The following is a 14,284-nucleotide window of genomic DNA, read 5'->3' on the forward strand; positions in this document are numbered from 1 at the left end:
GATGTTTAGCGAATATGTTAGAATGAAACCCTCAGGCTGCCACCAATAGAGCGGGTAGCGGCATTTCCTGCACCGTTTGATGTTCCCTGAGAAACCCACTGGGTACCCACACCTTCTTCAGGATCATAGTACGGTAGATCCTTATGGAAATAGAACAGGTTCCGGCCAAACACAGAAAATGTAAGGTTCTGCGCTTTTATAATACCAGCCACTTTACGGGGCAAAGTATACGACAACGTAATTTCACGCATTTTGATAAAGTCGTTCTTAAATACAGCATCTGCATAGCTGGAATGGTTATCGGCATTTGGACCAGAACCCCATGCATATCTGCTTAAGTAATAATCGGGGGCTTCAACTATGGTCGTATTCTCCTTTCCATCTGCAGTAACGCCTTTCAAAATCATACCATCATCAAATACTCTTTCATTGCCTGGTCCTTTTGCAGTACCTGTAGCAACCTGTATTCTTTTACTACCTGCTGCTATCAGATCATTTTCGTAGTAATATGACACACCACCATGTGCTGCATCTCTTCCCTGTAATGAATTTTTAAACAAACCTGAGCCGGTTCCGTATAACCAGGTAGGTGATACTAGGTTACCGCCAAAGCGAAAGTCAACTACTACATTTAAATTGAAATTTTTATACGAGAAGCTATTGATAAAACCACCGTTTACTTTGGGTTGCAGATTACCAACTATTTGTTGTTTGGTATAATCAATTTCATAATGACCTGCGTCGTTTACAATATAATTGCCCTTAGCATCAGTTTTTCTTACGTACGCCATAAGGTCGCCCGCAGGCCGGCCCGGTTGAGCTAAAATAACCATAGCATCATTATCAATACCACCCAGGTATACACTTTCCAAACCCTGTGTTAATGAAAGGACCTTGTTGCGGTTAAATGCCAGGTTCAGCCTTGAATCCCAGCCAAAGTTACTATTCTTTACAGGGGCGCCGTATAAACCCAACTCAACTCCATAGTTGCGCATATTGCCCACGTTTACAATCACACTCGATGCGCCAATTGAAGCCGGCGTACTAAGCGGCATGATCTGATCTATGATCTTGTTATTGTAATAAGTAAGATCGAAGCCCAAACGGTTATTGAAGAACCTGTTTTCCCAGCCAAATTCCATCTCCTTCTTCATTTCGTTCTTCAACCCTGTATTCCCGTATTCTTTGGTCGGCGGGTACAAAATGGGAATTCCCTGTATATTCGATGGATCGGCAGAATATGAGAGGGTACCTATATATGCATCCGGCGGATTACCCACTTCACCATATGCAGCACGCAGTTTACTATAAGTAACGAATTGGGGTAACTCAAATGCATTGCTTAATTCGAAGGCAGCGCTTACCCCCGGGTAGTAAAAAGTATTGTTGCCGGGAGCCAAAGATGAAGTACGCTCTCGGCGCAAAGTTCCTTCAACAAAAAGGAAGTCTTTGTACTCGAGGTTGATCAATCCAAACATACCATCTTTTACAAGTATTGTACGTGTGGCAGTTCCTGTTGCATTACTGGCCGAGGCTTTTAAACTAAACCAGTTCTCCTGCGATAAACCATCTTTAGTAGAGGCTTCATTTTTGCGATACTCCTCCTTGCGGGCTTGGTAACCGATAGATGCAGATGCTTTCAGATCGGCGGTAATATTGCGCTCGTATGATAACAATACGTCCCCATAATTAAACACAAACCGGTTAGTAAAGGTTCCGTACCGGCCGGTGGCACCAAATGAAATCGGCTGTGTTGAACGCTCCATTTTTTCGGCAAAATAGCCGGTATAATCAGTGCCGTAACGGCCACGGAAATTCAACCCTTTGGCAATATTGTAGTTTAAAGTGGCCGAAGTAAGATAACGGTTGCTGGTTTCATCAAAACTATTGGCCAGCTGGTCCCATAAAAAGTTCATGAAACCCTTGGGCCTGATGTTATATTTTATCTTTTCTTCGGGATCCAAGTTAGAATTCCAGTCAACCCATTTATATCCTTTAGAAGTTTTATACTTACTAAACAGCAGATCCACATCTTCGGCAGGACTGAAAAAGCCATCGAAGCTATTCGTCACACTAAAAAGCTGACGGGGCCGGTTATGTACTTTTTCATTGATGTAGCTGGCTACCAGGTCAATTGAAAGTTTAGAATTGAACTTATAAGTAGAGTTGAAGTTAAATGTATTCTTCTCCTGTTTACCGCCTATTTGAATACCCTTGTAATCGTTGCGGGTATACGAAAAACGGTAGTTCATTTTATCGCTCGAGTTGCTGATTGCTATATTGGCAATTTCGCTGTGTCCTGTTCTGTAGAATTTTTTCCAGTTGTCAGAATGTCCTGAATATGGACGCATCTGACCATCCCACCAATAAACTTCATGGCCATCGAGTTTAGGACCGAATTGACCATATGCCCTCATAAAAGGCTGTTGCAGCGTTACGCCAGTTGCAGTGTTTTTTATCCATCCTAACTCATCAGTATTAAACGCAGTCATATTGGTGATACGGTCATAGCCCGGGCCCCATTCAGTTTGAACATCGGGAGTCATGGCTAAACTTTCAACATTACCACTCAAATTCACTTCAACACCCAACCCTTTGCGGCCTTTACCATTCTTGGTTGTAATTACAATTACACCAAAGTTGGCATCAGAACCATACAGCGCCGAAGCAGCTGCACCTTTTAAAATGTTTATGCTTTCAATGTTTTCGGGGTTAATGTCGAGCAAACCATTTCCGTTCAGGAGCTGGTTACCATTATAGTAGCCCTCACTATTGGCATCTCCGTTACGGGTAACCACACCATCTACCACCATCAAAGGCTGGCGTTGGTATTTTATTGAGTTAACACCTCTTATTTGAATGCCTACCGCACTGGTAGCACCACCGGGGTTAGTATTGATGGTTACACCCGGCGCCTTACCATATAAGGCAGAACCAAAGTTGGTGGGGGCCGATTGAACGATATCCTTACCCATTACCTGTGTGGTGGCATAACCTAATTTGCGTTGGTCTCTTTTAATACCCAACGCAGTTACTACCACGCTTTCGAGGTCGGTAGTTTCACCGGCAAGAGAAACAGTCAATGAAGTTTGGTCGCCCACTTCAACCTCTTTTCTGTTAAAACCAATTGAAGAAAAAACAAGTACCGGTTTAGCACTAGAAACCGGAATCCTGAAGACACCGTTCATATCGGTGACTGTCGCTGTAGTAGAACCTTTCTCTGAGATAGAAACACCTGGCAAATTTTTACCAGTGCTATCCTTTACCACTCCTGAGATCATTCTTTTTTCCTGTGCAATACCGGAAATACTCCAGGTTGCTCCAAGCATGACCAGGAGTAGACGGCTTGTTGCTTTCGTCGTCATAGCAGTTTGTTTGATTGTCAATAAAAAATTTCGCCCTTTCTGTAACAGATATGTCAATAATGCCGCAAATATTTCACCTTTAAACAACAGTGTTCAATAAGGCTACTTTGTAACTAAAAGAAGAGACCGGATCACATGAAAACATCCGGTCTGCTTTCATACATCAGGTTTTTCACATCATCTCTTTCGTAATTTTCCATAACGAGGGCGGCTGCACCTGTAAGTTCAGCAGTGTATCCCAGTGCCGAAACCTCAATTTCTGTGTTCACTGATAACCTGGGTATACAATGTTCGTTCAATGCCTGCTGTATGGGCGCCTGCCATATTTTTCCGGCCGATGAGCCACGGCCACTCAATATCACTACTTCAGGGTTCAACAAATGGATCAATATGGCTACCCCTCTTCCAATATTATAACCCGCTTCGGATAATATTTCTACCGCAAACTTATCGCCCTTACTGGCGGCGGTCACTATATTCTGAAAGGCCTTTTCAGGATGATCTGCCGATAAGGCTGCATCGTTCAACATCGACAGTTTTCCACGCTGCAATCCAATACGTGCTTTTTCTATCACGATCAGGAGCGAGGTTTCCGTTTCCAAACAACCGCTTTTACCGCAACTGCATAATTTGTTGTTAAGAAAAAGCGGAATATGGCTAAACTCACCTGCAAACCCATCGTGTCCGCGGAACAATTCGCCTTCCAGTATCATACCTAACCCTACTCCCCAGCCGACGTTGATCACCAGCGCATTCTTTCTTTCGCGCGCAGCTCCGAACTTCAATTCGGCCAACGCTATGAGGCGTGAGTCGTTATCAATGAATACGGGTAATTTTACTTTGGCTGAAATGTACTGGCTGATGGTATAGCCTTCGGTCTCTAAAAAAGTGTAATTGATACCTTTTACGGCATTTACAAATCCCGGCATTCCTATACCTATGCCGGCTATCTTGTTTTTCGAAATACCGCTGCGAATGATGATCTCGTTGATCTTTTCTGCAAGTGCTGCGGGGGCGTTCGGATTTTTGGTAAGGGGAAGTTCAAACAGTTCAATGCCACCTACGTTCCGGTTCTGCATATCGAGAATAGCTATCTGCGTAACCAATTGGTCCATAGCCACCGATACTACATACATGACATCCTGTTTCAAAGAATACATCACAGGCCGGCGTCCGCCGGTTGATGCAGCATAACCTGTTTCGGTTACCATCCCATCTTCCATAAGCTTACCCAACATTTTGGTAGTTAGGGGTATGCTTTTGTGAATTTTATCGCTTAAGTCTGCACATGACAACGTATTGCCAAAATAGAGATGCTTTACGATCCTCCTTTTATACAATAAGTTTTTTTCCATGTGCACGTCAGCTTAGTTCTTTTCCCAAATTTAATGTTAAGTTAAAATATCTTTTTAATTTTTTATTAAATCTTTTTAATTTTTTCTGCTTACTTCTTATAGTGTGCTGACTATCAAATTATAAAAATCCATAACTGATCATGATATCGGTGCAGGAAGGTAGTATCGGGCAACCTTAAATGGTAGTTTATGCTACCTCTCATCTTAGGGTTATCTTAGGGTATTGCTGGGGCGGTCCTGGGGTCATCCTGGGATTTGAACCCTAAGATAAGCCCAGGATGACCCTAAGATGACCCCAGGATGAAAGGTGGCATTGACATGGCACAGAGTTAGGACCTTAAACAAAAAAGGGCTCCACCTTTTAAGGCGAAACCCTCTTTTATTTAACTTCTTTATTTCTTACCAGCTGAAATACAACGAGATATTACCAATTTCCTGCGCCCCCGTGCCTTTTACAAGTTCCGTCATGGTTGAATGGGTAAGTGAAATGGCCAGCCGCCCAACCGAAAGCACAAAACCATAACCCAGTTTACCTACTACCTTCGTCCTTTTTCTTTCGCCCGGTATAGGTTCATCGGTATTAGGGTCGGGTATGGGAACGGGTTCATTTCTTCCGTTAAAAACGCCGCCATCTATCAATGCATGGCTTAGCACCACATCAACCGACGGCCGCAAAATGCCATAGAGCTGCCACCGGCTTTTATTCCCTTTTGGGGTAGAAAACTGTGAAATATAACCATTGAAGTAACGTGTCATTTTTCCAAAGCGAAGCAGGGAGTACAGCGATGCACCATTCATAGCCGTACCAACAAAAGCCTGGGCGCCACCAATACCTTCAACACCATTACCTATATGCATCAACTCTTTTTCTGCAGCAACGCTTACATTCAATAACAGATCGGTCTTTAACTGATAATCCCAACCAATGGGCCGCACAATGCCAACCATTTTATGCGCCTGCCACTGGGTTTGCTTTGCCATTGCCGCCGGCCCCATTATTCCCAGTAATATTTCTGTTTGCCAGCTGAACTTCTTTAATGGGTTTAATGATGTTAAGGAATGGGTAGCATACAAACCGCCGGCATAGGCGTAATCATCTCTTTCAGGAATTCTTTTTAACACGTTCTTTGGCGTGTATATTACCTGCATCAGGCTAAAGCCAAAAGTATTAATGCTGCTATCGCCGGCTTTGGGCATTATGCGGTTGAGAAAGAAAAGCGAAGGTTTGCCATTTATAAAGAAGTAATCGGCCCGGGTACCATTTGAATAGCCCCGATCGGTGCCCTTTCCGGGCAGGTTTATAATATCATTATCATCATACGCCCTAAACAGGTGTGTGTATGTTTGCGGCTGTTGACCATACCCGGTTAAGCCTTTGCCTAACAATAATAGCAAAATGATTTGTGCACGCTTCATAATTACAGTTTACCCTGGCAATTTGGTAATGGCCTTTCTTCTTATACTTACAAGAGGTAATTTAACGTGTAACCCGCAAGCTACAATACTGTATGTATGAAGTTTTTGTGATTATGCGTTTTCTACGTGCATATAATCGAGATTTACACCTACCCGTAAGGCCTTCAACCCTGCCACACCCTGCAACTCTTCAAGATCGAGAAACTCCAGATCATCTAACAATATACCCTGCTCCTGCAGGTATTGAATGTGCGAAATATACTCCTCGGCATCGCGACGGCTAAAGTATACCAGGGCAATTTTGCCGGGCTGGGTCAATCGCTCATTGGTATCGGCAATATGCACTTTATCGATGCGCTTTTTAATTACCTGGTACCGGATGTTGTAGCCGCCTTCGGCATCGAACCGGCGCTCATCGTTACGGAAGCTGATATCAATTGTATTGCTGTGTATGAATATTAACTGTGTTGTTTGCAATGGCTTCGACAGCCTGGGCAGCATTTCATGCGTGATCTTTGCAATGGCCGCCATAGATGAAATTTGCCACAACCGCAGGTTCTTTAAGTATAATGTATCGAACGGTTTGTTGGGCGCAATTGATTGCCCTATATAAATATCGTACTCTACCCCATCGGTCCTGAAGCGTTCGAAATAGCAGGGGTACGACTGCTGCAATTCGTCCTTCATCATATCGAGGTAATTGTTCACCGCCATGTTCACCGATTGCATCGATTCTTCCAACTGCCTTCTATTCTCCCACACAATACCTTTCGACTCTTCAATGGCGGCAAAGTATTTCTCTACAATTGCTGCCGAGCCGGGGTGGGTAAGCTTAAAATGTTTCAGGAAAGAAACGGCTTCTTTTTCCAAAAAGTCGGTAAGCTTTACTTCGCTATGCGGCGTAAGACTATCATCGAGTGTATTCTTCCATTTCTTACACTTATAGATCATTTCATCGGTAAGCGCCAGGTTGTAATACTTCTTAACCGCCTGCAGGGTTTCGAGCAGAATGGCGAACTGACTTTGCAGATCGCTTACCTGGGCCTTGTTACGCTCAATAGTTGAGTTACGAATATCTATAGCGCCATAGAGGGGATATACATCTTCGAACCCGATGGTCTCTATTTTGCCTTTGCCGGTATTTTCTATTTGCTCAAGGTAGCGCCAGGCGGCCTCATTGAATTTCCATTGTACTGCCGGCTGCAGCGAGGTAAATTTTTCTTTTATTACCCCATCAATGGCCGCATTGAAATGGTCTATTGTCAACTGCACCAACTGCGCCAGCACGGGATAGGCCGGTTCCAGCATGGCCAGCACCTTTTCGTCTAAGATGCCCGGTTCCTTTGTAAAAATTTCCAGTATACCCGCCAGTTTGTTATTCGAATAAAGCGGCAGCACTATAAACGATTGTATGCCAGACCGGGTACATGAATTTAAAAAAGGATATAACTTGGCTTCCTTCGAAGAAATGGTTTTATAAATAAGCGGTTTTGGATTGCGAATGTATTCTTCTGCAAACGATACATAAGCGTTGCGGGCTGCAGGGCTTTGGCAATCATCGCTCATGAGCACACTCTTCAGCTCCTGCACTTCAGGCAGTACCAGCTTTTCGTTTATGCGGAATAAGGGAGTTACGTTAAAATCGATCGCTTTATTTTGCACCAGCGTTTTCAGCGATTGCGTAACATCATGATAGCATTCTTCTTCAGAATGCATGTTATGCGAAACAATGGAATTCTTAATAGTTTCCACCGCAAAGTGCGCGGTTACATCGGTGATGGTGACTACCGACATACCTCTGAACTTGAAGAGGCTTAAGGGCAACACCTTTTCAAGTTTCTCAAATCCATGCTCTTCGTCAAACTGGCCGGGCGGTGCAATAGAATTCAGATCGGGCAGTTCGCCAACAGGCGTTACCTCAATAAAGCGGGTATCGATGTTTATTTTCAAATGCCGTTGCAAACCTGTTTCCTCATCAACAAAGGAGTGAACGATCATATTCTTATGAAAAGGAGAAAAATTATACAAACGTTCGAGAATGAAGGAATAGGCAATACGCAGATTGCGCATCTTCATCATTTTGTCATCGTCTGCCAATACAGCCTTTTTCAGTTTATGCTGCTTGGCGTCTATCATTAGGTTATAGAACGCAGTAGTTCCATATACAAATAATGGCCTCAACGGCATACCCAATGCCCAGGGTAAACGCGTTTCATCTTCTGTAACATTCGACATACTTACAAAGATGAGCTCAAGTATATCGCGGTATTTTTCTATATTTTCCAAGGGAACATCGCCTTCCAGTTCGGGGTATTGCTCCAGTTTTTCAAGCAAAAAGGCAGTGAGCTTATCTTTCAATGACGAATCGTTCTTGAGGCTTTTTTTCAAAAAGCTTATGAAGGGACGCAGTGAAAAACCCGTATCCAGTTGTGGTAAAGTAAACTTCTCATTAATATTTATCGTCATCGTTTGCATACTCAGTGCCTAATTTAATGCTATAGGCGCAACACATTTTTAGCCGTCATTATTCAGCAGCCAGGTGCGGCCACCTAAAGCCATTTTATACGCCAATAGAATGCCACACCTTAAAATCAGCAGTTCTGTCACCTGCTGTACCTGCTAATTCGGTAATAATATCATTTAATGTTGTAGCCGTTAAAACCGGAATCCCATTATAATGTAGGGGTACCAACCTTCTTTGGAGTATCCGGCGGTAACCTGGAATACTGCCATTTGAGCAGGCGCAAAATAAAAACCTCCCCCAACGCCCTGGTGCCATACACCAGAAGATTCGTGCTTTACCCAAACCCGGCCCACATCATAAAACCCCGTCATACCAAACTGGCCGGGCAGAATATAACTGGCAAAGTTAGCCAGCTTTATACGAAATTCAAGATTGTTGTACAACATATGCTCACCTGCAAAACGGTACTGGCGAAACCCGTAAAGGTTTTCATGGCCGCCTAAAAAAGCCGATTGATAAAAAGCTGATTTACCGACGGTAACAGCGCCGCCTAACCGTTCAGCAATAACCACCATGCCTTTTTTGCTCAGGTTCTTATAGAAAGCGATCTCGGGTATCACCTGCATAAATGACTTCGATTCATCATTTAACCCGGCATATCCCTGCGCCAGAATATTTATATAATGCCCGGCAGAGGGTATGATTAGGTTATTACGTTTATCGCGTATATAATTTACAACTACACCACCATGCACTTTATCGCTGTGAATGGAGTTGCTGTCGTAAGAATTGATAAGCGATTCGTTATTAATGAACCGGCCTTTGTTTTCAACACTATCTGAATGATAGAACTGAACAGAGGGGCCCGCACTTAGGGTAGTGTTCTTGCCAAAATGCCAGCGAAGCGATGGGTTGGCCTGGTATACATTGTACCGTGTGCGGTAATACTTTTTATAATCACCCTCCTTTATAAATTCCGTTTCATTTCCACGGCCAAAAAAGTTGCGGGTATTATTAGGCGCAAATATATTAGCCTGCATTGTTATATCTGCCTTACCAATGGCCCTCATCCATTCGCCTTTGTAGCGGAAACGATATGCAGTGGTAGAAAAAGAATGCGCCAGTGTTATTGTTTGTATGCTGGCGTAGGGAAGCCTTCTAAAACCCGGCGTCATTATTTTAACGCCGCCACCAAGTAAAAATCCATCATCGAGGTTAAAGCCGGCGGTTATCATTGGCTTTACAATGCCGTATGGGTTGGTTGGAATAAAACTAACATTACTTGTATCGTTCGACAAATGCTCTTTCAACCGACCTGTTTTACCTGTAAATACAGCGCCTGTTTCTGTTTCGTACACGCACACCTTTTTGCCTGCATTTTCTACATTGTACACCTTATCACCCTCACCACCAACAATACGTACTTTAATTTTATTATTGGTATTATTCAGTACCACACTGTCGTTGCCTTTTCCAATAAAAAGACGTAACTCCTTTGTCTCATTATTAACAAATGTGCGTTCAAAAAGTTGACCATCGGCTTTACCTTTTTTGGTAAGCCGGTGAATGGTAACAGTGAGCCCGTTATTTGGACCGTCTTTTATTTCAACGAGTTCGTTCTTGTCAGAGACTTTAATATCAACTATACGGCTCAAAAAGCGATAATAATCATCCATAGCCTTTGGCATAGCGGCGCGTCGGCTTTTCATTTTCTGCAACAGCTCATCATGCTTCATTACATATACTTCGGGCGGCAGGCGTTTTAGCGAAGCTTCCAGCACATCGTCGGTAAGTATTGCAACAAACTGATTGGTCAATTGCGTCCAACGCTCATGGTCTAATTGTATCAGGAAGCGCTGATTGAGCTTGCGGCCATTGAAGAAAAAGAAGTTACCACGTTTGATGTCCTTATTGAACCCGGTTAAAAAACCAGCTATCCATTTTCGGCTTGCCAGTTTTGGAAAAAAGCCCTGGCTACGGTACAGGGCCTGGTCGCGATCGCGCGGAATGGCTTTATATTTTCTACCACTACCCTTTTGCTCATCGAGCCAGCGCCACTGGTCTTCGTGCCGGTCCCAGTCGCCCAAAAACATATCGAGCATACGTGCCCTGAAGAACTCAACGGTATCAACAACATTATCATTGTCTTCATTCAGGCGGTCGAGCATTTTAATGGTATTGTCGCTATTGCCATAGGGCTCCCGCTCCTCGAGCAAACACATGGTATTGGCAAATTCTTTTTCAAATTCCCCAAGTCCTTTATCGGGCGCCACCCAACCAATTACCGGGTTGGTATGGGGTATATTTTGGGCTTCGGATAATACCGGAACTACTAATGGAGCATACGGATGTTGCGCGCTCATGGCATCACGTACCCAATCGGCCGCAAAGGTTTCGCGAATAGCTTCGGGCAATAAGATCTCGGGATATTTTTCAATACTGCGCAGCACCCATTCATTGCCTTTGGCATCTTTTAGGCGCAGTGAATGCGTTTGGTGACCGCCACCACGTTGTAATGGCGTAAGGCCTTTTTCGGTAACACTTATTACGGGTAGCTTTACCGGCGCTGCCCATTCCTTACGGAAATTCTCACCAAACAACCGTCGATGCCAGTTGGAAACACTATCATATGAAGGATGCGCCTTTACGATGGCGCTGTCTGTTTGCGCTATTGCGTTTGAAGAAGCGAATGCAATAAGCAGTGCAAGGTGTAGAATTCTTTTGTGCATAGGCTAACCAGGTTTACTTTCCCGTCCATTTAATTTTTAAAATATTTCCGGAATGCAGATCACCGCCTTCATTGGATATATACAGATTATTGTCTTTATCGAATGCAATTCCTTCAGGCTGGATATAGATGGCTGGATTAAGTTTATAAGCAGCTGTTACTTTCCAGTCCTTATCGGCAATTACCAATAATTTGTTGATCGATGTAATTATATACCACTCGTTGGTACGGGGGTTGCGGGCAAGTGCAGATGGATGAAAGTTTATTTTATTTTCGCCGGTAATGTCTTTTATAGCGTGTACATCAATTTCAAACGCCCCATTCTGGCTGATAGAGCCGTTGCTATTCAGCTGCAAGATATACCCTTTTCCTGTTTTACTGGCCTTCTCATCAGCACAATCCTTGCAGATAATATATATAAGCCCTGCTTTTTCATCGGCATACATACCTTCATACTCGCCTTTGGGCAACAGGTCTTTCCATTCCTGTACATTCCCGCTCGCCTCTTCCTGATGAATATCAGCAAATGGGAAGGTATACAAAAGCCCATTGCTTTTTAGCATGATGACGGTATTGTTGCAAATTGCCACATCCTCATAATCGCCATGTTTACCAAAATGAAAATTGTGCGATCGCTTTTCGCCAGGCTTCAGGTAATACAGTTTGCCATTTTCATCCTCCTGGGCATACACAGTGTCACTATTACCTTTATAAAAGGTAATGCCCGAAATTTCTTCGAGGCTGGGCGGCATAACTATCTTTTGCGGATTGATGAGATCGTATTCTTTGGGACTGGTAAACTTAGGTTTTGGCCTGCAGGCAGTTGTAAGCAATGCCAAAAACAGCACGGCCCAACAACCCCGGAATATATTTACTGTATACATAATTGTTAGTTTACATCTGCTGCGCTGAAAGCAAATTATAAATGGCTTTTTGCGAACACAACACCGTACCATCGTTTGGCAATGGCACGTTATTCAGGTGCTCATCAATTGCAACGGCCTGGCCATTATCCTGCAGTTGCAATTGCAGTATTTCTATGATCTGTTTTTTAATGGCTTCATCATACACAGGAAAGCAAACTTCAATACGCCGGTATATGTTCCGGTTCATCCAGTCGGCCGAGCCCATATACAATTCAGATGCGCCATTATTATGGAACAGAAATATTCTTCCATGTTCGAGGTAGCGGTCAACAATGCGCAGTATAGAAATATTTTCACTCAACCCCGGCATGCCAGGTCTTAAACAACAAATACTGCGTACGATCATGCGCACTTTTACGCCAGCCTTTGAGGCATCGTATAATTTGTTGATCAATACCTTTTCTTCCAGGTTGTTCATCTTAATGGTAATGGCTGCTTCTTTTCCCTGCCGCGCATTCTCTATTTCGCGGTCAATCATTTGCAGGAACCGCTGCTGCAGGTTGAATTGTGCCACCAGTAACTGGTTGAAGTTTATCAACCCGGGGTTGCCTGCTTTTTTCCGGTGCCCCAGGAAAATAAACAGCAATTCCATTTCGCGCAGGATATCGGGATGTGCAGTAAAAAGGATATGATCGGTATAAAAACGGGCAGTGCTTTCGTTCATATTGCCTGTTGCCAGCAAACCGGTATAGGCTATACGGTTGCCTTTCTTTCGCTTTACCAGGGCAATTTTTGCATGCACTTTAAGCGTAGTGGCGCTGTATATTATTTTCACGCCGGCCGCCTTCATTCGCTTCGACCAGCGGATATTATTGGCTTCGTCGAAACGGGCCTTCAATTCAACCAGCACAGAAACCTTTTTCCCGTTCTTAGCAGCGCTTACCAGGGCATTACCTATTCGTGAATCACTGGCAATGCGGTACAGGGTTACATAAATTTCGGTAACGGCCGGGTTTACGGCTGCTTCGTTAAAGAACCGCAACACCAGGTCGTACGACTGGTAGGGCGGATGCAGTATAATGTCTTTCTGTTCTATTTGCTCAAACAGCGATAACGTTCCATTACCCTGTTTTACCGAAATGGCCGGCCATTTATCATAGCTTAGTGAAGCATCTTTAGCAGGGAAAGAACCCAGGTCTTTCAGGTTGTGATAACAGCCGCCCTGCACCACCATGGCATTCTGCAGCTTTAAAGCCATTATCAATAACTGTAAATGACCGTTTTCAATACCGGGCTCGTGTAATAAGCGGGTAGCCAGCCCAAAATCGCGTTTGCTTAACTGTTCTTCAATCTTACGGGCTACATCGCCTTCATAATCATCTGCCACTTCCAGCTCGGCATCGCGGGTTATTTTAAAACTATAACAGCCTTTAACAACAGTATGTTTGAAGATGGCCGAAAGATTGTCTTTTATAATATCATCGAGGAAAACAACAAATTGTTCATTGCCCCTTTGAACGGTAAAGAAACGCGGCAGGTTATCTGACGGAATATTTATAATTACCAGCTCATCGTAACCGCGTTCATTCTCGACAACAGTAAGCAAATAGATCTTATTATTCTCGGGAAAGAACTTAACGCCCGAAATTGACAAATACACCGGTTGCAAAAACGCCATTACCTGTGTATTGAAATAATCTGTAACGTCGGCCCTGATATTATCCGGAATGGGCTCGTTATACAATAGGTGTATGTTCTTTTCCTTTAGTAGGGGCAATAATTCGGTAGTGAAAATAGCGCCAAACCGCTCCTGCTGTTCATTGATAGTATTATTTATCTGGTACAGCAGCGCCGACTTGGCCTGTTCTTTTTTATGCTCACCTTTTGAATGATGTATTTTTTCCAGGGCCATTACCGCCGGCATACGCACCCGGTAAAATTCATCGAGGTTGCTGGAATAAATTGACAGGAACTTTATTCGTTCCAGCAATGGTACGTTGTTCTTGCCCGCTTCTTCCAACACTCTTCCATTAAATGACAACCAGCTTAGGTCCCGGTCGAAAAAAGTTTCAGATTGCATGCGGTTACTG

Annotated in this window: 7 protein-coding genes; all 7 read right to left on the reverse strand. The window is 43.7% G+C overall.

Annotated features, from left to right (window positions below; translation table 11 throughout):
• Positions 1-17: 17 nt before the first annotated feature.
• The 7 genes from GGD38_RS08130 to ppk1 all read right to left on the reverse strand — a co-directional run bounded on the left by GGD38_RS08130 (position 18) and on the right by ppk1 (position 14,274).
• A complete protein-coding gene (locus GGD38_RS08130) occupies positions 18-3,365 on the reverse strand; it encodes a SusC/RagA family TonB-linked outer membrane protein (RefSeq protein ID WP_375298506.1) in 3,348 nt (1,115 codons plus the stop codon).
• A gap of 131 nt (positions 3,366-3,496) precedes the next feature.
• The gene (locus tag GGD38_RS08135) at positions 3,497-4,720 is read right to left on the reverse strand and encodes an ROK family protein (RefSeq protein ID WP_375298505.1); all 1,224 of its coding nucleotides are present in this window, start codon (positions 4,718-4,720) and stop codon (positions 3,497-3,499) included.
• A 399-nt stretch (positions 4,721-5,119) separates the two neighbouring features.
• The gene (locus GGD38_RS08140) at positions 5,120-6,136 is read right to left on the reverse strand and encodes a lipid A-modifier LpxR family protein (protein ID WP_375298504.1); all 1,017 of its coding nucleotides are present in this window, start codon (positions 6,134-6,136) and stop codon (positions 5,120-5,122) included.
• A gap of 111 nt (positions 6,137-6,247) precedes the next feature.
• Positions 6,248-8,611: a GAF domain-containing protein gene (locus tag GGD38_RS08145; protein WP_375298503.1), complete on the reverse strand. Its 2,364-nt coding sequence runs from the start codon at positions 8,609-8,611 to the stop codon at positions 6,248-6,250.
• A gap of 180 nt (positions 8,612-8,791) precedes the next feature.
• Positions 8,792-11,329, reverse strand: coding sequence for a BamA/TamA family outer membrane protein (locus GGD38_RS08150; RefSeq protein WP_375298502.1), 2,538 nt, complete (start codon positions 11,327-11,329; stop codon positions 8,792-8,794).
• Positions 11,330-11,342: 13 nt separating this feature from the next.
• Positions 11,343-12,212, reverse strand: a complete 870-nt coding sequence (locus tag GGD38_RS08155) for an SdiA-regulated family protein (protein WP_375298501.1) — start codon at positions 12,210-12,212, stop codon at positions 11,343-11,345.
• Positions 12,213-12,222: 10 nt separating this feature from the next.
• Positions 12,223-14,274 (reverse strand): polyphosphate kinase 1, encoded by a 2,052-nt coding sequence (ppk1, locus tag GGD38_RS08160; RefSeq protein WP_375298500.1) that lies wholly within the window; start codon positions 14,272-14,274, stop codon positions 12,223-12,225.
• Between the last annotated feature and the right edge of the window lie 10 nt (positions 14,275-14,284).

The organism is Niastella sp. OAS944, from assembly GCA_024809215.1.
Taxonomy (GTDB): Bacteria; Bacteroidota; Bacteroidia; order Chitinophagales; family Chitinophagaceae; genus Niastella.